This is a genomic window from Thiogranum longum, from assembly GCF_004339085.1.
Classification (GTDB): Bacteria; Pseudomonadota; Gammaproteobacteria; order DSM-19610; family DSM-19610; genus Thiogranum; species Thiogranum longum.
Map to the genome: position 1 here is coordinate 1,251,352 of NZ_SMFX01000001.1, position 21,012 is coordinate 1,272,363.

21 protein-coding genes are annotated in these 21,012 nt (G+C 53.4%); 15 read left to right on the forward strand and 6 right to left on the reverse strand.

Annotated elements, in window-relative coordinates; translation table 11 throughout:
* Positions 1–171 precede the first annotated feature (171 nt).
* The 6 genes from DFR30_RS06330 to DFR30_RS06355 all read left to right on the forward strand — a co-directional run bounded on the left by DFR30_RS06330 (position 172) and on the right by DFR30_RS06355 (position 5,494).
* Entirely contained in the window at positions 172–1,929 is a 1,758-nt protein-coding gene (locus DFR30_RS06330) for a copper resistance system multicopper oxidase (protein ID WP_132971854.1), read from the forward strand.
* A gap of 32 nt (positions 1,930–1,961) precedes the next feature.
* Positions 1,962–2,789 (forward strand): copper resistance protein B, encoded by an 828-nt coding sequence (locus DFR30_RS06335; RefSeq protein WP_243640690.1) that lies wholly within the window; start codon positions 1,962–1,964, stop codon positions 2,787–2,789.
* A gap of 36 nt (positions 2,790–2,825) precedes the next feature.
* A complete protein-coding gene (locus tag DFR30_RS06340; protein WP_132971856.1) occupies positions 2,826–3,374 on the forward strand; it encodes a cupredoxin domain-containing protein in 549 nt (182 codons plus the stop codon).
* 78 nt (positions 3,375–3,452) lie between these two features.
* Positions 3,453–4,046 carry a ubiquinol-cytochrome c reductase iron-sulfur subunit gene (gene petA, locus DFR30_RS06345; protein WP_132971857.1) on the forward strand — a complete coding sequence of 198 codons (594 nt, stop codon included), beginning with the start codon at positions 3,453–3,455 and terminating at the stop codon, positions 4,044–4,046.
* Positions 4,047–4,088: 42 nt separating this feature from the next.
* On the forward strand, positions 4,089–4,319 hold the full coding sequence (locus tag DFR30_RS06350) for an SHOCT domain-containing protein (protein WP_207891829.1): 231 nt from the start codon (positions 4,089–4,091) through the stop codon (positions 4,317–4,319).
* A gap of 47 nt (positions 4,320–4,366) precedes the next feature.
* Positions 4,367–5,494: an NAD(P)/FAD-dependent oxidoreductase gene (locus DFR30_RS06355; protein ID WP_132971858.1), complete on the forward strand. Its 1,128-nt coding sequence runs from the start codon at positions 4,367–4,369 to the stop codon at positions 5,492–5,494.
* A 28-nt stretch (positions 5,495–5,522) separates the two neighbouring features.
* On the opposite strand, the gene DFR30_RS06360 is transcribed toward DFR30_RS06355, so the two are convergent.
* The gene (locus DFR30_RS06360) at positions 5,523–7,949 is read right to left on the reverse strand and encodes a fatty acid cis/trans isomerase (RefSeq protein ID WP_165869112.1); all 2,427 of its coding nucleotides are present in this window, start codon (positions 7,947–7,949) and stop codon (positions 5,523–5,525) included.
* Positions 7,950–7,997: 48 nt separating this feature from the next.
* Positions 7,998–8,225 carry a hypothetical protein gene (locus DFR30_RS06365; protein WP_132971860.1) on the reverse strand — a complete coding sequence of 76 codons (228 nt, stop codon included), beginning with the start codon at positions 8,223–8,225 and terminating at the stop codon, positions 7,998–8,000.
* Positions 8,226–8,480: 255 nt separating this feature from the next.
* On the opposite strand from DFR30_RS06365, the gene DFR30_RS06370 reads away from it, so the two are divergent.
* The 4 genes from DFR30_RS06370 to DFR30_RS06385 all read left to right on the forward strand — a co-directional run bounded on the left by DFR30_RS06370 (position 8,481) and on the right by DFR30_RS06385 (position 11,399).
* Positions 8,481–9,002 (forward strand): hypothetical protein, encoded by a 522-nt coding sequence (locus DFR30_RS06370; RefSeq protein WP_132971861.1) that lies wholly within the window; start codon positions 8,481–8,483, stop codon positions 9,000–9,002.
* Between the two features lie 98 nt (positions 9,003–9,100).
* Positions 9,101–9,388 (forward strand): heavy-metal-associated domain-containing protein, encoded by a 288-nt coding sequence (locus tag DFR30_RS06375; RefSeq protein ID WP_132971862.1) that lies wholly within the window; start codon positions 9,101–9,103, stop codon positions 9,386–9,388.
* A 103-nt stretch (positions 9,389–9,491) separates the two neighbouring features.
* Complete coding sequence (locus DFR30_RS06380) at positions 9,492–9,770, forward strand: hypothetical protein (RefSeq protein WP_132971863.1); 279 nt, start codon at positions 9,492–9,494, stop codon at positions 9,768–9,770.
* A gap of 291 nt (positions 9,771–10,061) precedes the next feature.
* Positions 10,062–11,399, forward strand: a complete 1,338-nt coding sequence (locus DFR30_RS06385) for a tetratricopeptide repeat protein (protein WP_132971864.1) — start codon at positions 10,062–10,064, stop codon at positions 11,397–11,399.
* A 120-nt stretch (positions 11,400–11,519) separates the two neighbouring features.
* Here the strand turns inward: DFR30_RS06385 and DFR30_RS06390 are convergent, their stop codons facing one another.
* Together DFR30_RS06390 and DFR30_RS06395 are read right to left on the reverse strand one after the other, a co-directional pair.
* Positions 11,520–12,089, reverse strand: a complete 570-nt coding sequence (locus DFR30_RS06390; RefSeq protein ID WP_132971865.1) for a TetR/AcrR family transcriptional regulator — start codon at positions 12,087–12,089, stop codon at positions 11,520–11,522.
* A gap of 34 nt (positions 12,090–12,123) precedes the next feature.
* On the reverse strand, positions 12,124–13,146 hold the full coding sequence (locus DFR30_RS06395) for an NAD-dependent epimerase/dehydratase family protein (protein ID WP_132971866.1): 1,023 nt from the start codon (positions 13,144–13,146) through the stop codon (positions 12,124–12,126).
* A 159-nt stretch (positions 13,147–13,305) separates the two neighbouring features.
* Between DFR30_RS06395 and DFR30_RS06400 the strand changes: the two genes are divergently transcribed.
* From DFR30_RS06400 to DFR30_RS06420, 5 genes are all read left to right on the forward strand, one after another.
* Positions 13,306–13,809: an Hsp20/alpha crystallin family protein gene (locus DFR30_RS06400; protein WP_132971867.1), complete on the forward strand. Its 504-nt coding sequence runs from the start codon at positions 13,306–13,308 to the stop codon at positions 13,807–13,809.
* Between the two features lie 107 nt (positions 13,810–13,916).
* A complete protein-coding gene (locus DFR30_RS06405) occupies positions 13,917–14,522 on the forward strand; it encodes a gluconate 2-dehydrogenase subunit 3 family protein (RefSeq protein ID WP_132971868.1) in 606 nt (201 codons plus the stop codon).
* Complete coding sequence (locus tag DFR30_RS06410) at positions 14,429–16,207, forward strand: GMC family oxidoreductase (RefSeq protein ID WP_243640691.1); 1,779 nt, start codon at positions 14,429–14,431, stop codon at positions 16,205–16,207. Before DFR30_RS06405 ends, DFR30_RS06410 begins: the two co-directional genes overlap by 94 nt.
* A gap of 7 nt (positions 16,208–16,214) precedes the next feature.
* On the forward strand, positions 16,215–17,141 hold the full coding sequence (locus DFR30_RS06415) for an ABC transporter ATP-binding protein (RefSeq protein WP_132971869.1): 927 nt from the start codon (positions 16,215–16,217) through the stop codon (positions 17,139–17,141).
* Positions 17,138–17,899 (forward strand): ABC transporter permease, encoded by a 762-nt coding sequence (locus DFR30_RS06420; RefSeq protein ID WP_132971870.1) that lies wholly within the window; start codon positions 17,138–17,140, stop codon positions 17,897–17,899. The genes DFR30_RS06415 and DFR30_RS06420 overlap by 4 nt, the downstream gene beginning before the upstream one ends.
* 9 nt (positions 17,900–17,908) lie before the next feature.
* Here DFR30_RS06420 and DFR30_RS06425 read toward each other — a convergent pair whose 3' ends face one another.
* Together DFR30_RS06425 and DFR30_RS06430 are read right to left on the reverse strand one after the other, a co-directional pair.
* Positions 17,909–18,490, reverse strand: a complete 582-nt coding sequence (locus tag DFR30_RS06425; protein ID WP_132971871.1) for a DNA-J related domain-containing protein — start codon at positions 18,488–18,490, stop codon at positions 17,909–17,911.
* Between the two features lie 67 nt (positions 18,491–18,557).
* Positions 18,558–21,011, reverse strand: coding sequence for an SPOR domain-containing protein (locus DFR30_RS06430; protein WP_165869113.1), 2,454 nt, complete (start codon positions 21,009–21,011; stop codon positions 18,558–18,560).
* Position 21,012 lies beyond the last annotated feature (1 nt).

Genomic DNA, 21,012 nt, shown 5'->3' on the forward strand with positions numbered 1-21,012 from the left:
GCCAGGCCGGGTTAGTCGCCATATTAAGCAGGGTTGAATGGCGGGAAGATGACACAACCATGACAAAATTGTAATGGTTGTGTCATGTCAGGGAAAGCAGTGTACTGCTAGCTTGTGCGCCACTGACCAGCCAGATTGCCAGGAAATATTTAAACGGAGGATCATACTCGTATGAAACGCACTTTAGCGCAGGCAGATATCATCCCGGATCATTCACGGCGCCGATTTGTACAGGGTCTTGCTGCAGGAGGGGCCATGCTGGGCCTGTCCCCCATGCTGAGCCCGGTGTGGGCTCAGCAGGCTGCCGGGACAAAAACAGGCATGGCCCCCGTGCTCACAGGAAAAGAATTTGATCTCACTATAGCCGAGACAATGGTCAACTACACCGGCAAGCCACGCCTGGCGACTACGATCAACGGTTCAATACCTGCGCCAATCCTGCGCTGGCGCGAGGGAGACACCATTACCCTGCGTGTAACGAACCGTCTTGCGGTATCTACATCGATACATTGGCACGGGATTATCCTCCCTTTCCAGATGGATGGTGTCCCGGGCGTCAGTTTTTCGGGCATCGCACCAGGTGAAACCTTTGTCTACCGTTTTAAAGTCCGGCAATCGGGAACCTACTGGTATCACTCTCATACAGCTTTTCAGGAACAGACCGGTATGTATGGCGCCATAATCATTGATCCCGCCGAGGGAGGTCGTATTCGTGCAGATCGTGATTATGTCGTCCAGTTATCTGACTGGACCGACGAGAATCCGCTTGCCGTCTTTGCAAAACTGAAGAAGCAAAGCGATTACTACAATTTCAATCAGCTCACCGCCGGTGATTTCCTTAAGGATGTATCTGATAAGGGGCTGGGTATAGCCATGGACAAAAGGCGCATGTGGAACCGTATGCGAATGAATCCTACGGACCTGGCGGATATTTCGGCGTATACCTACACCTTTCTGATGAACGGGACGACACCCTCGGGTAACTGGACGGGCCTGTTCAGGCGTGGTGAACGTGTGCGGTTACGTTTTATTGGCAGCGGGACCCAGAGTTTTTTTGATGTTCGGATTCCCGGCCTGAAAATGACGGTTGTGCACGTTGATGGTCAGGATGTAGAGCCGGTTACGGTTGATGAGTTCCGTTTCGGACCGGGTGAGACCTATGATGTGATTGTCGAGCCGAAGGATGACAGGGCTTACACCATCTTTGCACAGTCCATGGATCGAACCGGCTATGCGCGAGGAACACTGGCGCCACGTATCGATATGGAAGGTGAAGTACCGGCGCTTGACAAGCCGCAATGGCTGACTATGGCAGACATGATGGGGAGTATGGCGCGAGAGAGTATGAGCGGCATGCAGACGATGGATGCGATGGATCATGGGTCCATGGCAATGGGTGACAACAAGGTGCATGCCCGCCACGCCAGAACCGAATACGGACCCAGCGTCGATATGCGTGTCGATACGCCACGCACAAATCTGGATGACCCCGGTGTCGGGTTGCGCAACAACGGCAGGCGAGTATTGACCTATGCCGACCTGCACACGATCGGTGGGCCACTCGATCCGCGTGACGCTGAACGCGAAATTGAACTCCATCTCACTGGCAATATGGAGCGCTATACCTGGTCGCTCGATGGTCTCGAGTTCGGCAAGTCCACACCGGTGCATTTCCGCCATGGCGAGCGGCTGCGCGTCATACTGCATAACGACACCATGATGACACACCCCATGCATCTGCATGGTATGTGGAGTGAACAGGAAACAGCGGATGGAGAATTTCTGGCCCGGCGCCACACTATCAGCGTACAGCCGGCGCAACGCGTCAGTTTCCTTGTGACCGCAGATGCGCTCGGTCGCTGGGCATGGCACTGCCATCTTCTTTATCACATGGATGCGGGAATGTTCCGCGAAGTGGTTGTGGCGTGATGTTGCTTAAGCGAGTATCGGAGAGCACTGCGATGATAAACAGGCAAGCGACTTACCTGATGACTGCTGTACTGGTATTTGGTCTACCCGGTGTACAGGCGCAGGTATCAACTCCCCAGGTGAAAACACCTTTGATGCAGGGTGGTTCACCACCAGCTGATGCACGTGATCCATATGCTTATTCAGATGGTTATGATTTCGGCGATGTGCCACGTCCGCGATTTGCAGATGAGAAAAACTTTTACCTCGTCCTTATGGATCGACTGGAAACTGTCAGAACAAGCGATATCACCTCGGGTTTCTACGACTTGCAGGCCTGGTATGGTCGGGATTACGACCGTGCGGTGTTAAAGGCCGAAGGCACCGTTGACAGTAACCGGCTCGAGGATGCCAGTACGGAGTTGTTATGGGGCCATGCAGTGGCTACTTACTGGGATACACAGCTTGGCATTCGCTACGATAGCGGTGACGGGACTGACAGAAGGTGGCTGGCCTTTGGTGTGCAGGGATTGGCGCCTTACTGGTTTGAAGTGGATGCGACCGCGTATGTTGGTGAAGGAGGACGAACGGCAGCAAATCTGGAAACGACGTATGACCTGTTGCTGACGCAGAAACTCATTTTACAGCCAAGAATTGAAGCCGACTGGTATGGAAAGCGCGATACACGGCGTGGGCTGGGTAGCGGGGTTTCCGAAGTGAAAGCAGGCTTGCGATTGCGCTATGAGGTCCGTCGTGAGCTGGCCCCGTACGTGGGGCTTGAATGGGCAAGGAAGTATGGTGATACAAAAGACTTTTCGCAGAGCGCCGGGCAAGAGGCAAGTGAGGCAAGATTGGTTGCCGGTCTGCGGTTCTGGTTCTGATTATTTAACAATACGACTACGACTGAGAGGTTTACAATGAAAAAGATGATTTCGATTATAGCGTTTACCACCTTGCCTGCCTTTGCCATGGCGGGTAGTGGACATACTGATACCCATCACGGAAATGCAGTGAATGCCAAAGGGCATCACGATCATGCTACCTCTTCCATGAATCACGCAGAAGAAGGCAGCCATAAGGCGGATGCCGGTAAACCGGGTGACCCGGAAAAAGTGACGCGTACGATAGAAGTAAGCATGGAAGATAGTATGCGGTTCGCACCAGGCAACATGACCTTCGATGCAGGAGAGACGGTACGTTTTATTGTCAGAAACAACGGGAAGATTACGCACGAAATGGTCATCGGATCTGTCGATGAGCTCAGGGAACACGCAGATATGATGCGTACCATGCCGACGATGAAACACACGGAATCGAATATGATTTCTCTGGATTCGGGGAAGCAAGGTGAGCTGATCTGGCAATTCAGCCAGCCCGGTACGTTTGATTTTGCCTGCCTTGTACCCGGCCACCTTGAGGCGGGCATGACCGGAAAAATCGCAGTAAACCGTGTGTCGTCCCACTAGATGATTGACGGAGGCATCCTTGACCTGTGCCCAGAGCACAGGTTGTAGGTTGTGTGGCAAACCAGGGAGGATGCAGTTATGACTGAATCAATTGACAAGAAGCGGCGGCGCTTGCTGATAGCCGCGGCCACTGTGGCGGGTGGGGTCGGTGTTGTTGCTACCGTGGTGCCGTTCATTGAGTCATGGAACCCCAGTGAAAAAGCGCGCTCGGCCGGTGCGCCGGTAATGGTGGATTTTAGCAAACTGGAACCCGGGCAGCAGATTGCCGTGAGTTGGCGAGGGAAGCCGGTCTGGGTCCTTCGGCGCACTCCGAAAATGCTGAAAGACCTGCGTTCTTCGACTATCCGGGACAAGCTGCGTGATCCGGACTCAGCGGTCGAATCCCAACAGCCGGCTTATGCGAAAAATGAATTTCGTGCCATTAAAGCCGAGTATCTGGTTGTGATCGGTATTTGTACACACCTGGGCTGTGTGCCGACGTTCCGACCGGATGTCGCACCTGCCGACCTGGGACGTGACTGGCTGGGGGGATATTTCTGCCCCTGCCATGGATCACGTTTTGATCTGGCAGGAAGAGTATTCAAGGGCGTACCTGCACCGACAAACCTGGTGATACCGCCCTACCGGTTTATTTCTGATACAAAAGTACTTGTTGGCGAGGATCCTGTTTGAATCTGGTGTGGCTCTGTGGCCTGACAATCATTGAGGAGAAATATGATGCACGGATCAGACGGTGGATGGGGATTTGGTATGGGACTGGGTATGTGGGTTTTCTGGATAGTGTTGATCATAATTATCGTTGCCGTGGTCAAGGTCATAAGCCAGGGTAGCGGGTTACCACCGCAGGATAAAAGTCCCATGGAAATACTTAAAGCGCGTTATGCGCGTGGTGAAATTGATGAGGAAGAGTTCAACCGCCGACGGGAAGAGCTGGAAAAACCTTGAACTGTGTTAACCATTGAACTCTAATTGCTGCATTCAGGGTTGCATTTATGACGGATACCATTGAAATATCAGGTGCTGGCCCTGCGGGGCTTGCTGCAGCGATTGCCGTGGCGCATTCCGGGCGCAAAGCTCGAGTTTGTGAACGACGTGAGGATGTTGGGAAACGCTTCCACGGTGACTTCCAGGGGCTGGAGAACTGGACCACGGAAATCGATGTACTTGAGGAACTGGCCACGATGGGCATTGAGGCCAGTTTTGAACATACGCCATTCTACGCGGTAACCTGCTTTTCTCCTGATGGCGTTCCACGTGAATTTCGCTCCACACAACCCCTGTTCTACCTGATACGGCGTGGTAGTGAGGCAGGCTGTCTCGATACCTCGCTCAAGCAGCAGGCCCTGGATGCGGGTGTGGTGATTCGCTTTGGTGAAAAGCTGCACCGACTCCCGTCAGGTGGCATTGTGACCCAGGGCCCACGCCGTGCAGACGCGATTGCCGCCGGTTATCTGTTCGATACGGATATGGCGGATGGTGCCTATGCAGCTATCTCCGATAAGCTGGCGCCAAAGGGTTACGCTTATCTGCTTGTCTGTAAAGGTCGCGGTACGCTGGCAACCTGCATGTTTGAAGACTTCCACAAGGAGCGTCAGTACCTGGAACGGTGTGTCGAATATTTTACTGAAAAGGTGGGTGTTCGTATGAAGAATCCACGCCGTTTTGGCGGTGGTGGAAACTTCTCGCTACCGCGCACTGCCCGTAAAGGCAATATGCTCTACGCGGGCGAATCCGCGGGGTTTCAGGACCCGCTGTTTGGTTTTGGCATTCGCTGGGCACTGATATCCGGGGTAGAGGCGGGTCGGGCGCTGGCCGAGGGTGATCCCGCCCGTTATGAACATGTCTGGAAAAAACGGTTGCGGGCCTACCATCAGGCAGCGGCAACCAACCGCTGGTTTTACGAACGGCTGGGTGAGCGGGGTTATGCCACGGCGTTGCGCAAGTACGCCCGGGAAAATGATGCCCGTGCCTGGATGAAGCGGGCCTATGCGCCCGCCCTGTGGAAGAAAGCCTGGTACTACATAATGGCGTCGCGGGGTAACAAGCCTTTGTTACAGCCGCGTGAAAACTGTGACTGTACCTGGTGTCGTTGCGACCGCCGCCTGGCCCAGGCGGGATGAAGGTCAGGCAGGGAAGGGAAGGAGTTTTTCAGCGGTTCTGGTAACGGTTAAGATCCAGTAAACCTGCCCTGACAGGTTGTTTTCGCGCCAGTTCGTCCTGGAACCAGTCGGCCAGTTCCCAGAATGCAGTATTGGTTCGTCTCACACCATATTTATCAACGAATGCTTCAAATTCCTGTTTAGTACGAACCGATGCACAGTGTCTGGCGAACGCGTCGATTTCGGAGACAGGTACCGAGAAGAAGAAATTCGGGTACGAACCTTCCAGCCAGTTCACAACGGTCATGGTGTCCTGATCAATATCCGATCTGTCGCGGTCATGTTCGTCTGCTATAAAAGATGAAACGTTCTTGTAGGCATTGTTGCGGACCAGGGTGTAGGCCAGATCCTGCTCCGGTTTGTCCATCCTTACCCTGACATAGGCCACGTCCGGGAAGGCATGAAGCCTGGCGCCGTGTATCCGGGCAATCTCGTTCATCGCCTTGTCAACGCGTACACTGTCAGTGTCTGTTGAATCTGCCAGGCAATTCCTGCTGCCGCAGCGGTTGATGTTTATGGCCTGTTGTGTGGTGGTGGCAACACGCTCCTTGATGTATTGGTAAAGTTCCTGCTGCGGTTCATCTGTCCGGTATCCGCTTACAGACTCTACCTGTAGCCACGCTTGCGGTGCGTTGAATAGTTCTTCCACGCCGGTGCGCAGGCCGCTATACCAGCTGTCACGTATGGCCTTGCGTCGATCCGCCGGCAAGAAGGCCAGGAAATAATCCTCACCCTCCATACGCAGGAAGTCCATATACACGCGTGTATTTACCTGGTGGACCAGGTTGCCGTAGACGTTGTACCCGGCAACCAGCAGGTAGTGAATGCGCTCGAACAGGGGGTAGTCAATGATCCAGGCCGTTTCCGGGTTGACACCTGCCAGGCCATAAGACACAGAGCCACTGTCGAAATGCCGAAACACGGTCAGCGCTGCATTGGGGTTGTTGCCGTCACCGTCCCAGATATAGCCCATCGCGTGCCCGATATCGTGGGTGTTGATCTTCTCGAACATGGCCTGCTTGGTTTCCAGGTAGCGCCGCTGGCGTTTCCAGTAATCGGTCCAGATACTGGTGATATCCAGCGAACTGCGGCGCTCCGAGGGTAGCTGAAGGTCGTCGGCAACCTTGCCGACAAACTGGGCATCATTGGTGAATACTGATTGCTCCGGGTCAAAAAACATGACCCAGAACCGGTCTTCGATAACATCGAGTGCGATCTGCCCGCGACAGACCGGCCCTTTGATAAACCCTTCGACAAAAAAATGTGCATCATCCAGGAGAAACCGGTAGCGCGATTTGATGGGCAGGTCTATAAAAGTCTTGAAGGGGTTGGAGGCTGTTTCCGGCTGGTAGGAAGGCAGTTTTTGCACTTTATATACCGGGTCCAGAAAGAGTTCACGGTAGCGCTGCATGCGCTGGCCAGAGAATTCATAGACGATATGGTTTTTTACAACAATGCTCGGGACATATTTCCGCAGCCGGTAGTAGAATCGGGCAAGGCCCGGATCATCATAAGGTCGTACAGTCGGGATTTCGTCAATGCCTTGTCCCGGTGGTGTGCGGGAACGCACCAGCCGGTAAAATTCCCGCGCCGGTGAGTCGGTAAAGTGAATATGTGCGTGAAACAGGTGCTCATAGAGGTAACGGCTGACCAGTTGTTGTTTACGGGATGTCCGGTTAAAGAAATCTTCCCAGCGATTGATTTGAGGCTCCACCGCTGCAGAGGGGCCGGCGGGTGCGGGCGCACGTGCACCCTGTGCAAGCCACGAAACAAGGGTCTGGTATTCCTGTTCAGACAGATCTGGCATGGCATAGGGCATCCCCCATGACGGATGCTCCTCTGCAAATTCATCAACTGCGTCCAGGGCAGGACAGGTCTGTTCACGGTTGAGCCCCAGGGTGAAGTTGTCCGGAAGTCGCTTCGAGTGGGGCTGTGGGTGCTGTCGTTTCAGTTTCAGCAGTCGGTATAGCACCGAGTTGTTCAGGTTTTGTTCAGGTGTTTTCAGGCCCTCATTGAGTACCGGGTGAAAACCACGGGAACGCCACTCAGCCGTGCTTTTGGCGTCCACAAACAGACGTGTTGGCTGCATGGCGTCAATCCGCGCCGGGTTATAGACCGCTTCTTCGCTGGCGCCGCGTTGAAGGCCTTCATGCGAGGAAAGCTTTAGCTGACAGGGTGCATCATAACAGCCATGGCAGACCACGCAGCGTCGTTCCAGAACGGGTCTGACCTGGTGCTCGTAGTCAACAGGCGTGCTCAGGAGGTCCGCAGGAATTGCGATATCCGTTGAGGCCTGTTTGTTGTTTCCATCATGTTGTGGCAGCGGAAGGGTATAGAGGAGGCTGCCTGCCAGCAAAGCGAGGAGCGTAACCACCAGGACGCGTGTCTTGATTGAAGTTTTGAATCGTCCCGCCACAACCCGCATGTTAGCAGAAACAGTTTTCGGGTGAAGTTTGTACCAGAATCAGATACCAAGCGCTTTGTGAATCTGGTTGAGCTGTTCTTCTTTGTGCTCCAGCTCATGGATCAGCATGGATACCAGTGTCGGGCCCGCCGCATAAGCGCGCGCGAAACCTATCTTGAATCCGAGCCTGGTTATTTCGCGAGCGAGGTGTTCCAGTTCCTCATCTTCAAGACGACCGGACTTACCGGCCAGTACCTTCTTGGCATCTTTTATCAGACTGGCAGACATCTTGTTTCCTCCTATTTTATCTGAATACTAACACTTACTGTTTCACTGTAAACAGTGAGCACAAGTACAGTAGAGAAGAGCTCAAAAACATTAGTATAGCCTGCACCGGAATACCCCTTTTTTCAATGCGCCTTTCTCGCAGGATTTTCGGAAACAATTGCCCGTCGCCGGTTGATTTTTTGTTTTAAGACCCTATGTAGCCGTTAGCCGGAAGTGAAATAAATCATTGTTATTAACTGGAACAGGAGTTTCAAAATGAGTGTCGGAGACAAAAAACTGGATGACGTGCTGGAAATCCTCGATCCCATCGCGCTTCCGCCGGCAGATTACCCGCCAGCGGTTATTGTTCGTGATACACCACGCGATGAGATTATGGCGCGTATCAACAGCAATGCTTCAAAAGTCGGTATCGATCTGACAGACGAGCACCGGGAAGTTATTAATTTCCTGTTTGATTTCTACACCTACTGTTGTGAAACAAAGGATCCGGGCTATGTCAGTTCAGAGGTGTACTGGAAGTACGTTAACTGCCTTGACGACCCTGAGTGCAGGAAAGACACTGAAACCAAAGACTGCCCGTATGGCCAGTTGAGCAGTGAAGAGGCGCAGAGGGCCTACCCACTGTACCGTGTGTTGTTAAAGGCATTCAAGGGCAAGGGTGGAAAAAAATACCTATATAAATTATTTCCTTACGGGCCATTGTTCACAATCCACCTGCTCGCCAAGCTGCCCCGGTTGCGCCACGATGTAGATCCACATTTTGGAACAGCGTACTGATCCATCATGAGCGCGCCCAAACGTATTGGGCGTGCTTTTTTGATAGACCTTTATATATAATGAACAGCTAATAGTGTGCAGGGGTAAGTAATTGAGATATGTCTTACGAAATTGAAGTTGAAAACATCAAGTGCAGTGGCTGTGCGGGTACGATTGTAAAACGCCTGTCTGGCCTCGATAGTGTTGATGAGGTCCAGGTGGATGTCGAGCTTGGCATTGTGCGTGTAACAGGAGATGAACTGGCGCGTGCTGAAGTCTGTGTACTGCTCGAGGTGCTGGGATACCCTGAGTCGGGAAGTACCAGTGGTGTTAATTCCGTAAAAGCGAAAGCAAAATCATTTGTCAGCTGCGCTGTCGGTCGATTTGCCGACAAGCCTTCAGATTGAGCCTGCCTGCCCCGGATTGTGACAGGCTTCACAAAGTTCTCCCTTTCCGTGCCGATACCCTGACTACAGGGTGAAGTGCATTTGCGGAGGCAATACTTTCAAAGTGTGTAGCACACCGAAAAAATCCGGCGTTATGTTTCGCTCGTCACGCGTCGACGAAAGCAGGGCGGGCTATGAAGACTATTCAAGCATGCTTCGCCGCGCCTCCGAGCGTATTGATAATCTCCAGCGAGCACGTGACGCGCAGCGGGAATGTGAGCAGAACTCGCCGCCTGTTGCCTCACCCGGGCCAGCCAGTGATCCCACGCAAACCACTTCACGGTCTTCATGGCTGTCCCGCTTCCTGGTCTATCTGAATACACCCCGCTTTCTGTTTCGCTAGAGCAGCAGCCTGTTCTATTTCCCTCCCGCCAGTTTTACTTCATCGTCTGAATATTTCATCGCATCGAGCTTACGAAATGACCAGCGGTCAGTATAGACAACAGTTTAAAGAGTTACAGCCGATGTAGAAGGCCAGGAGAGGTAATGTGCCCGTTGACTCAAAATTCATTTAATTCCTCTCCTGACGTTTGATATTGAATAAAACACCTCTGGATTACATCTGCTTCAACAAGGGTGTTTGCCTGGCGTTTCAGCAGCACAGTAGATATTTTTTAATCCGGGAGAAACAGGCATGGCAAGTGGATCAGGTGTTACATATATCAGGCTACTGATTATACTGGCATTTTCAGGAATATTTGCGGTTCCAGCAAGTAATGCCAGGGTCTGGGACGAGTTATTCAAGGAGCAGATGGAGAGTGCTGAAGCCGGTGACCCTGATGCGCAGTACGAAGTCGCTATCATGTATCTTAACGGGCGCGGCGTAGAACAGGATTTTGATGCAACCCTGTTATGGCTGGAGCGGGCTGCAGAAAATGGCAGTGAGCAGGCAGCCAGCAAGTTGCGAAGAATCAAGAGTCAGAAAAAGAAATTTACCGCGACCCTGAAGCGTGCAGAATCAGGTGACAGCAAGGCACAGTACGATATTGGCATGATGTACCTGAAGGGTCGTGGTGTGAAGCTGGATCCGGACGAGGGCAGAAAATGGCTCGAGAAATCTGCAGCACAGTCCAATGAAAAAGCAAAGGCACGGCTTGCAATTCTGCTCATCAAAGGTGATGGCGGTTCGAAGGATTACAAGCGAGCACGCGATCTGCTGGACAGCATCAGTGAAACCAGTGCCCTGGCCCAGTACTACCTGGGTGAACTGTATGCATCAGGGAAGGGTGTTCCGCGTAACTATGAGACGGCGATGAACTGGTATCAGAAGGCAGGTGATAACGGTTTCAGTATGGCGGGTGGCAAGGTTATTAACATGCAGGAGGAGATCCGCATGCAAGCCCGCCGCAAGAAAAATGCCAGCAAGGCTGCTGCCGAAGCGCAGCGTGCATCTGTTGAATCCGCCCAGCGCAGGCAGGCCCGGGCAGATGCAATCAAAAAAGCAAAAACGGTAAAGGCCGCAAAGGCGAAGAAGGCACCGAAAAAAACGGTTGCAAAGGTCAGCCCAAAAGTTGTCAAGGCGCCCGTCAGACTCACGCCTCTGCAAAAACTTTCCCGCATCAAGTGGTCAGCTCGTAACAAACCGGTTGAATATCTGCCATCTGCCGTTTCGGAATGCGAACTGGAAGGCGATGTGCTTGTGTGTTTCAGCGACGAACTGAAGCGCGAGAGTGGTAACCAGACAGTGCTCTACAAGGTAAAGTCCGAAGTGCGTAAAAGTAAGGGCGGTTTCTCGATTTCCTACAGCAACCTGGTGTTGGGTGTTGAGGACATGGACGTTCCTGATGATGAAGACAGCGCTGGTTACGACGATGAGGAAGACAGGGGTTTTGCAATACAGACCGGATGGACCCGTGCGCACCAGGTTGATTGCCAGATGAATGGCAAAAAGACCATGAACTGCGTAAAGGACAAGACGCACCGTGTGCAGGTAGACGGGGACGTCAAGGTTGCGATCACCGACAAGAAATAGGGCATGGTAATTTCTCGCAGAGGGCTGGCATCAGCTACGCCAGAAGGCGACAGTGGTCATACAGCATTCTTCCCTTTGTTGCAGCTGATGTGCAGAGCCCTGGCGTTTATCGACTGGCAGCTATAGTGTATCGATCCATTTTTCAATCATTTTAACTTCGCTGCTGATGTAATCCGGGTCATGGTAAACGTGGCCCATGAGGCTGATGCCTTCGGTACGCCCCAGCAGGTGGAGGGCAAGTGAGCGGGCCTGTTGTGGATCAGTCAGCTTGCTGAACTGTTCTTCCAGCCAGTCACGAAACAGATCAAACAGCTGTCTGGCGCTTTCCCTGGTTGCGCAGGTGGTTTCTTTTCCGAGTTCGGTATTGAGAGAGCCGATCGGACAGCCATACCGGATCAGGTTCTCCCGGTTCGACATGACCATGTGCACAAAACGTCGCAAGCGGTCTTTCGGGTCGGGAAGTTCCGTATCCCATGCCGATAGTGCCGCACGGTATTCGCTGGCGAGTTGACGGATAACGGCATCGAGGATGTCGTCCTTGGTCCGGAAGTAGTGGTAGATATTGCCACGTTGTATGCCAGTGTGATTGACGATGTCGCTGAACGAGGTTCGGGCGTACCCGCGCCGGTAGAAAAGTGTTCTGGCGGCCTCGATTATTTCGTCCCGTGTTTGCCCGCGATGACTGCTCATGGTGACAAGGTTAACCCAAATCTGCCTGTCGATGTCAGGAGGGAATGGGCTTGCACATCTTCATGGGTGTTTGCTGCCGTGTTGCCATTTCGTTCATCTGCATGCGAATGGCTTCCTTCCAGTGTATTTTCGGTTGATAGCCCAGCTTTTCTGTTGCCCGTGTATTACTGGCACCGGTTTCTTCCAGCAGGTGAATAATGCTGCGCGTGACCAGGGGTTCCCGGGGCATAACCGGATCCAGCAGTTCCATGCTGCGGGCAAAAGGGTAGGCGACTGCAAAGGGAACACTGAAGTGTGGTGTTGGCAGCTGATAGCTTTCATTCAGAAAGCCAATGACCTCGCGTGCCGTGGGGACGGTCGGGCCAACAATGTTAAAGCCCTGGTAACCCTCAAGCCCCGTAGCGGTGGCAGTCAGTGCAAATGCTTCACCAATGTCGTCACCGGCTATCAGTGGCATGCCGGTTTTACCGCCACTGACCCAGGGGACAAGATGTGTTTTCAGGCGCGGCACCAGTAACGACAACAATCCGATGCCATAACGTCGTCCTGCAAACAGGCCGGTGCGTAAAGAGATCATGGTGCAGCCACGGACGTCGCAGTCACGCATGTGGTTTTCGATGCGCGCCACATTGCGCATATGCGGCCAGAGCTTCAAGCGGCTTTCATCTGCACGGCTCATCGGGTCCTGCGAGGCATAGGGTGCAGCAACACTTGTCGAACTGAGAAAAATAAACCTGGAGACGTTGCTTTTTCGTAACTGTTCGATGAGTGCTTTTGTTGGTTGATAAAACAACTGCTCCGACGCCTTGCGGTAACCCCATGCCGAAGTCCAGGCAGCGGCGTGGCAAACCACGTCAATATTGTCGAGCAGCGTTTCAAGATACGCCTTGTCTTGCAGATCGCCCTCGCGTATCTCGCCATCATAGGCCGGTAGCAATTTTCGTCTGTCACGGCAGGCTGCGACAGGTTTTACGCCAGCCTTTTTCATCAGTGCTTCAAGAATATGGCTGCCGACAAAACCGTTCGCTCCCGTGACCAGTACGTTGAGGGTTTCCATGTGCGGCTTTCCTTATGCAGTGACAGACTGGTATGATCGTCCCAGAGATTAGGACGATCATACCAGTCTGTCAAGTCCGGGGTCAGACATTGAAATTCAGCGCCTGAATCCCCATTAAGCAGTAACGTGAAACTGGAACAGGATTCAGGAGGCAAAACGATGAGCAGACTGGCATATCTTGGAGAAGGGCTGGATCGTGCCTGGGAATCTCTGGCAGAGGGGTGGCATCAGCTGCGCCAGAAAGCATCGCAGGCGATTACGCGTTTTCACCCGCTACAAAAACGCAGGGGCGAGCCCAGCAGTGCCGAAGACGAACTGATGCAGCGAACGATCCGCTGGGGTGTTGTTGCAGCAGAAGTCGAAGAGCGCGATGACGAGGTTGTTGTTCGGTTAGAGGTGCCCGGACTGGAGCCGGATGACTTCGATATCAGCGTCGTGAACGACTTGCTGGTCGTTCAGGGTGAAAAACGTATGGAGCGTGAGCAGAAGCGTGGCCAGTATCATGTGATGGAGTGCGCCTACGGCAGCTTTGAAAGGACAATCCCGTTACCACGCCGTGTTGACGCCTCGGGTGTAAAAGCCCGTTACAAGCGCGGTGTACTGACGGTGCGTTTACCCATTGCCGAGTCGGCCCGGGTCAGGCGGATCGAAGTGAAGAGTTAACAGGGGTGTCTGCCAGGGATGGCGGAGCCTATACCGGTACATTTCTTTTTCCCCGGTGCCATTCAGTGATAGTCTTGTGATAAAGCAGGCTGTCGAGGCATTTAGTTATGACTTCTCGGGGTAAAAGGATCACCCGTCGCACCTTCATGGAGCAAATCGCCATGCTGGGTGTGCTGGGCGCGAGTTACCCGGCTTCGCTACTGGCACAGGCGCGTCTGGACGCAGGTAGATCGCAACCACAGCCAGACTGGCTGAAAGCCGATCCCTGGAAAACCCTTGCCGACGTTCAGCAGCACCTGTTTCCTGCGGCACAAGACACCCCCGGCGCCAGTGATATCAAGGCAATTGTGTACCTGTATAACAGCCTCGAAAATCCCGCGACCGATGGTGAAGAGAGGAAGTTTATTGTCAAGGGTGCGGGTTGGCTGAATGAGCGGGTACAGGAAAAGTACCAGCAATCATTTGCAACGCTCGATACGACACAACAGGAAACTGTGTTGCGGGAGATCGAACAGAGCAGGGCAGGCGAGCGCTGGTTGTCACTGCTGCTGACCTACCTTATAGAGGCTTTACTGGCAGACCCGGTGTACGGGGGTAATCCGGAAGGCATTGGCTGGAAATGGCTGGAACATCAGCCGGGTTTCCCGACACCCCCGGCGGACAAGACCTGGTACAGGCTGGCCGCACCGGTACACTACCAGCGCAAGGCCTGATCCGCATGGACCACGATTTTGATGTCTGTATCGTCGGCAGTGGCGCCGGGGGTGGCCCGGTTGCCCTGATACTGGCGCAGGCCGGTTATTCGGTTCTGGTGCTGGAAAAGGGGCCATGGTTTACAGAGAAAGATTTTTACAAGGATGAACTGGCCTGCTGCCGGCGCAGCGTGTACACCCCGGAACTGAGTGACGAGCAGCATGTTATCGAAGACCTCGACAGTGACGGGGACTGGGTCGGTGAAGCCACGTCGGATTCGGGCTGGGATTTCTGGAACGGTAACTGCGTAGGTGGATCGTCCAATTTCATGAGCGGGTTCTTCTACCGCCTCAAGCCAAAAGACTTCCGTCTGCTGTCTGTGTTTGGACCGATTCAGGGTGCAAATGTGGCAGACTGGCCGATCAGTTACGACGATCTCGAGCCATATTACACACGCGTGGAAACAGAAGTGGGTATCTCGGGGAGGTTTGTCGATCACCCGCAGGCAGAACCACGATCAACTCGCGATTTCCCTTATCCCCCGACGCACGAGCACCCTGTCTCCCGACAGATAGACGCGGCTTGCCGAAAGCTGGGTTATCACCCGTTACCTACGCCACGTGCCATATTGTCCAGGCCGGAAGGCCAGCGGCGCAGTTGTGAATATTCCGGTTACTGTGGCAGTTACGGTTGTTCGTCCGGTGCAAAAGGCAGCGCACGGGCCGCGCTGCTGGGCAGGGCGGTTGCAACGGGGCATTGCAGGATCCAGCCGCATGCGAAGGTGTATAAACTGGCCAGTAATGCCAAAGGGAAGGTGGTTGCGGCGGAATATTACGATGCAGATAACACGGTAAAAAAAGTCACCGCCAGGATATTTGTTGTCGCGTGCCAGGCGATTGAAACCAGCCGCCTTTTACTGGCTTCGACGGGGCCAAAACATCCCGATGGCCTGGCCAATCGCCACGCCCAGGTCGGCAGGAACCTGCTGTTTTCTGCCGGTGGAGCAGGTACCGGTGACCTTGTGTACGTTGATATGAGTGATGCGGAGGCCGAAGCCCTGAAGACCCGCGGCCCGTTTGTAAACCGTGGCTTACAGGACTGGTATTTTATCAACGACAAGGCGCTTGGCGGGCAGGCCAAGGGCGGTACGGTCGATTTCCTGTTACGTCACCCCAACCCGATCGGAAAGGCTATGGGTGAGAAATGGGGTGATAATGACAAGCTGGTGTGGGGGCGTCCGCTCCAGCAACGCTTGAAGTCGGTATTTACCGATGCACAGTATTTACGCTATGAAATCTTTTGTGACTGGTTGCCGACAGACAACTGTTTTGTCGGCCTGGATAGCCGTGTGCGTGATAAATGGAACACACCCGTGGCCAAAGTGCGCATCGGTTACCATGAACATGACCTGAAAGTGGGTCACTATATTAACGAGCGCGCCAGGACCGTGCTGGAAACACTGGGTGCGAGTAACGTAAGATCCAGTATCAGTGGTTCACCGCCACAAAACCTCGTCGCCGGGGGTTGCCGGTTCGGCCACGATCCTGAAACCTCCGTGCTGGATGCCGACTGCCGGGCCCACGATGTTGATAACCTCTATATAACGGATGGCAGTTTTATGCCAACCGGAGGCAGCGTGCCCTATACCTGGACGATCTATGCCAATGCCTTCAGGGTAGCCGACAAAATCAGGGAACACCTGTAGCAACGTTATGCAACCCATTGTATCTGTCTCTAACCTGTCCAAGATCTACGCCAGCGGACACCAGGCGCTAAAGCGTGTCAGCCTGGATATTGCGCCCGGCGAAATCCTGGCATTGCTGGGCCCCAATGGGGCGGGCAAGACGACCCTGATCTCGATTATCTGCGGGATTGTCAATGCCAGCGAGGGATCAGTGACGGTCGGTGGTCATGATATTGTCAGTGGTTACCGTGTGACGCGCGGGATGATTGGCCTGGTGCCACAGGAGCTGACACTGGGCGCTTTTGAAACGGTCTGGAATACCGTGAATTTCAGCCGTGGGCTGTTTGGGAAGAAACCCGCACCGGACTATATTGAGCAGTTGTTGAAAACGTTATCACTATGGGACAAAAAAGACAGTCCACTCATGGCGCTGTCGGGTGGTATGAAGCGCCGTGTACTGATTGGAAAGGCTTTGTCGCATGAGCCGACGGTACTCTTCCTGGATGAACCCACCGCAGGGGTGGATGTCGAGTTACGCAAGGATATGTGGGCGCTGGTAGAGCGCCTGCGCAAGTCGGGCGTCACGATTATCCTGACGACCCACTATATCGAAGAGGCTGAAGCCATAGCGGATCGTGTCGGTGTCATCAGCAACGGTGAATTACTGCTTGTCGAAGACAAAAAAGCGCTGATGCACAAGCTCGGTAAAAGACAGTTGATTATCGAACTCGATGCACCTTTATCGCAAATCCCGGAGACGCTGGTCAGCTGGCCACTGGAGCTGTCTTCCGATGGCAGGCAACTCACCTATACCTATGATCCGCTCAATACCGATACAGGGCTCAGCGAATTACTCCAGGCCATCAGTCAGTCGGGTCTGCTGATAAAGGATTTGCAAACCACGCAGAGCAGTCTTGAAGAAATATTTGTCAGCCTGGTGAGCACGAAATCATGAATACGCAGGCAGTCAAGGTTATCTACAAGCACGAAATGTTGAGGGCATGGGAAACACTGCTGCAAAGTTTTGTTTCACCCGTACTCTCGACTTCACTCTATTTTGTGGTGTTTGGTTCGGCGATCGGCTCCCGTATTCAGCAGGTCGAGGGTGTACCCTACGGGTTGTTTATTGTGCCGGGCCTGATTATGCTGGCATTACTGACACACAGCATCGCCAATGCCTCATTTGGTATTTTCTTTCCGAAATTCACCGGCACGATCTATGAAGTCATGTCTGCCCCGGTTTCATTTTTTGAAATTCTGATCGGTTATGTCGGTGCGGCTGCCACCAAATCCCTGATAATCGGTCTGATTATCCTGGCCACTGCCGGGTTTTTTGTGCCGCTGGAAATCGCACACCCGTTCTGGATGACCGGCTTCCTGGTGCTGACCTGTATTTCTTTCAGTCTGTTCGGATTTATTATTGGCTTGTGGGCAGATAATTTCGAGAAGCTGCAGTTGATTCCGCTGCTGATTATCACACCGCTGGTCTTCCTGGGCGGCAGCTTCTACTCGGTCAGCATGCTACCGCCGGCCTGGCAGACGGTCACACTGTTTAATCCCGTGGTGTATCTCATCAGCGGATTTCGCTGGAGTTTTTTCGAGGTGTCTGATGTCAGCGTCGGACTCAGCCTGTTTATGGTGCTGGCGTTCCTTGTTGTGTGCCTGATGGTTGTCGGCTGGATGTTTAAAACCGGCTATCGACTGAAACAATAAAGAAACTGATTATTTCATTAAACGATCAATCGCCGCATTAATGGTTTTCAGCCGATCCGTATCGCCACCCCTGTCTGGGTGATGCTCCATGGCCAGGCGTCGCCAGGTCAGTTTGATGGTTTCATCATCCACCGGGTCTGCGAGCCCCAGTTCCGCGAGTGCTTCACCACGATTATCAAACTTGCCAAGTTGCTTCCAGAATGAGGCAATCAGATTGCAGACGTCGTCTTCCGTTGCCCCGTCCAGGTTGTTCCAGTCCAGGTAGTAGCTGCGCAGCGGGTCCGGTGTGGTCAGCGATACTTCGCCTGCTGACCAGGGCAGGCAGCGAATACTCAACGGGCCAATTTCCAGCAAGCCCTGTTTTGAGGATGTCAGTCTGTCCCTGAGGGTGTAAAGGGCGTTGAAAAGCAGGAAATGCGCGCGGAACAAGTGGATGGGGTCAGCGGGGGGTGGAGGCAGAAATTCGAAGAACCCGCGGGCCTTCAGGGCACTGATGAGATCGTGTTCCCTGATCCCGCCTGGCTGGGCTTCGAGTTCCTGCCTGATTGCCGTATAAAAGACATCGGGTAAACGTGAGTTGTCCTGCGACATGGTTACAGTATACCCGGCTTTTATGTTTTATCCCTGTGCGGTGTCGGTGCTTTATCTGCCAGGTCCACTAGAAATCAGCGCGATAACCGAGATTGAAGAAGAAAGAGGAGGTGTCCTGGGTATCATTGGGTAAATCCTGGGTAGACCATTCTCCACCGAACTCTGTTTCAAATCGGTAGCGTTTCCGCCAGCGGTAGTCGATACGCATCGACGGTGCAGCGATCCATTGTGTGGAGTTGTTACTGGTATTGTCCCGGTAATCGACCCTCATACGGGGATTTACACGCCAGACTTTACGGAACGGGAAGCGGCTGTTCAGCGATAGCGAGGCAATGTGACTGCTGGTAGTGTCCGAGTAACGTAGCCCTGCCACGCTAACGTCACCCGGCATTAACAGGTTGCTGCCGATGAACTGCAGGTTGTAGAAGAATTCGTAGTCAGTTCCGGGGATTTCATCAACACCTCCGGATGCCCTGGTGTCAGATAACTTCGATAGGGTGATGTCACCACTGATCTGGTATTTATCGGTTAGCGGGTGTGCGGCACCCAGTGTGATGCTGGTCGAGTCGGCTGTACGATCTTCTGCCAGGTCGCGGATTTCATCGTCTGTGAAGATATCCTGTAATGCATTCATGTCGGGTACCGTCTGTCCCTGCAAGGCATTCGAGGTTGTCAGTATCGGGCTGTTGCGGTAGTCGATTGAAGCATTAATAGTTGTTCGGTCGGGCAGTGTCCAGGTGCCGAGAAGGATCAGCGTATTCAGTGACGAATAGGAGATATCGTAGTCGACGAAGCTTAGCAGTGAGAGCCTGGGGTCGAAATAGCGCGCTTCGCCACCGACAGCACGACGATCAAGAACACCGTCATTTTGCTGCTCGATTAAAAAGACATTGAAATCCCAGGCGTTGGCGAAAGTTCCGAGATCGGCACTGATACCATAAAGGTAACGCTCGGTCTTCAGCTGGTCCCGTGTCGATAAAACGGGAAAACCGGCGACGACGTTGACAAGGATTCTGTCATTGAGCTGGTAACCGGCAAGCAGCCCGTCGAAACGACCCAGTACACCACCCGTGTTCCGGGACTGGCGTCCCAACCGCGCGGAGAGCCCGCTGGATTTATGGTTTATGTCGGCATACAGGCTGCTGATGCTACTGCTGTCACCAGGCCCATCGCTTAGAAAATCGTACAGGTAAGAACCGGTAAACCGGGACTGGATATCATATCGCTCACCACGTTTGCGCGCTGTAATATCAAGGTCGGTTGACAGTGATGACTGGGTCACTACATCACCGGCAGCGTCTGTGGTGCTTTCGTCACGCCGGTAGAACTGGGATACGCCGCCATAGATATCCCATTCCGGCTTGCGTGAGGAACGACGTTTTCGGCCTGTTGGTTCTCGTGATGCCTGTTTTGCAGTCGTGATACCCGCCAGTCGTTGTGCAATCCGGTCAGCATCTTCGCCATCCGGGTAAAGGGCGAGGTAACGTTTGTATTCGCGAACTGCATGAGCAAGCTGTCCCTTTCGCTCCCTGGCTACGCCAAGAAATTCCAGTGCATCCTGGCGATACGGGTTGTCCGGGTAGCGAAGAATTTTTGTGTACAGCTGAATCGCATGGTTAATATCGTTTTTTGCCATGGACTGCCGTGCCTGTTCCATGAGTTCGGCAATCTTTTCGTCCGGTGTTTTAGGGAGGGTAGGGGTGATTCCTGGTACTCGCAGTTTTCGTACAACAGCTTCCCCCCCGGCCTGCTTGAGTGCAGCTGTTATTTCACTGGCGCTGGCGTAATCGACCCAGGCGCCAGGGTAGCGCGATTTGACTTTCTTCAGTGCAGCCCTGGCCTGCGCACGGGTTTCGAAGAACCCGGCACGCAAACGTGACCAAACACGGCCATCAATCGGAAATTTCGTTGTGTACAGGGTCAAGTTCCGGTTCAGGGGGAGGGCGCCTGCAGAAGGTACAGCGATGTCACGCAGTGATGACTCCAGGTTGATGACATAGTGCTCGGTATAATTGGCCTCGGGACTGGATTTACTCTGGCTTCGGCGGCTGGATTCCGGTTGCAAGACAGCAGGTTTGTTTACGATATTTTCATTGGTGACAACTTCCAGTCGCAAGTGACGGCGGTCGCTGCCCGGGTAGAGCTTGTAGCTGACCTCGCGTGAAAACCTTAGCGTCAAGGTTCCGCGTTCTGTGTCGAGTGGATCATAGCGTGCCTCAATCAGTGGAACCAGCGTGTCACGTTCGGCTACAACGGTTTGAAGCTCATTGGAAAATGTTTCCAGTGAAAAGAGACCATTGCTCAGTGCGCGTAACTCGATCAGGAGTTCATCGCCGCGCCTTTCAGGGGCATGTGTGACGTACTGCATTGGCACGTTAAATTCGACACGTATTGTCGCCGGGTTGCGGCTATCATCGATGCTGACAGTATCAATGACACCAGCAGCGAAAATTGAAACAGATGCCAGTAATAACCCGGCGAAGGCCAGCAAGCGCAGTCCATTAGCTTTTATATGATTCATT

Coding starts and splice junctions, on each gene's coding strand:
- DFR30_RS06365 (WP_132971860.1), bottom strand. CDS start 8,225: ATGTCTGCCAGTCTGATAAAAGATGCCAAGAAGGTACTGGCCGGTAAG.
- DFR30_RS06415 (WP_132971869.1), top strand. CDS start 16,215: ATGCAACCCATTGTATCTGTCTCTAACCTGTCCAAGATCTACGCCAGC.
- DFR30_RS06425 (WP_132971871.1), bottom strand. CDS start 18,490: ATGTCGCAGGACAACTCACGTTTACCCGATGTCTTTTATACGGCAATC.
- DFR30_RS06350 (WP_207891829.1), top strand. CDS start 4,089: ATGATGCACGGATCAGACGGTGGATGGGGATTTGGTATGGGACTGGGT.
- DFR30_RS06370 (WP_132971861.1), top strand. CDS start 8,481: ATGAGTGTCGGAGACAAAAAACTGGATGACGTGCTGGAAATCCTCGAT.
- DFR30_RS06410 (WP_243640691.1), top strand. CDS start 14,429: ATGGCTGGAACATCAGCCGGGTTTCCCGACACCCCCGGCGGACAAGAC.
- DFR30_RS06385 (WP_132971864.1), top strand. CDS start 10,062: ATGGCAAGTGGATCAGGTGTTACATATATCAGGCTACTGATTATACTG.
- DFR30_RS06400 (WP_132971867.1), top strand. CDS start 13,306: ATGAGCAGACTGGCATATCTTGGAGAAGGGCTGGATCGTGCCTGGGAA.
- DFR30_RS06340 (WP_132971856.1), top strand. CDS start 2,826: ATGAAAAAGATGATTTCGATTATAGCGTTTACCACCTTGCCTGCCTTT.
- DFR30_RS06405 (WP_132971868.1), top strand. CDS start 13,917: ATGACTTCTCGGGGTAAAAGGATCACCCGTCGCACCTTCATGGAGCAA.
- DFR30_RS06330 (WP_132971854.1), top strand. CDS start 172: ATGAAACGCACTTTAGCGCAGGCAGATATCATCCCGGATCATTCACGG.
- petA (WP_132971857.1), top strand. CDS start 3,453: ATGACTGAATCAATTGACAAGAAGCGGCGGCGCTTGCTGATAGCCGCG.
- DFR30_RS06395 (WP_132971866.1), bottom strand. CDS start 13,146: ATGGAAACCCTCAACGTACTGGTCACGGGAGCGAACGGTTTTGTCGGC.
- DFR30_RS06430 (WP_165869113.1), bottom strand. CDS start 21,011: ATGAATCATATAAAAGCTAATGGACTGCGCTTGCTGGCCTTCGCCGGG.
- DFR30_RS06335 (WP_243640690.1), top strand. CDS start 1,962: ATGATAAACAGGCAAGCGACTTACCTGATGACTGCTGTACTGGTATTT.
- DFR30_RS06375 (WP_132971862.1), top strand. CDS start 9,101: ATGTCTTACGAAATTGAAGTTGAAAACATCAAGTGCAGTGGCTGTGCG.
- DFR30_RS06355 (WP_132971858.1), top strand. CDS start 4,367: ATGACGGATACCATTGAAATATCAGGTGCTGGCCCTGCGGGGCTTGCT.
- DFR30_RS06420 (WP_132971870.1), top strand. CDS start 17,138: ATGAATACGCAGGCAGTCAAGGTTATCTACAAGCACGAAATGTTGAGG.
- DFR30_RS06390 (WP_132971865.1), bottom strand. CDS start 12,089: ATGAGCAGTCATCGCGGGCAAACACGGGACGAAATAATCGAGGCCGCC.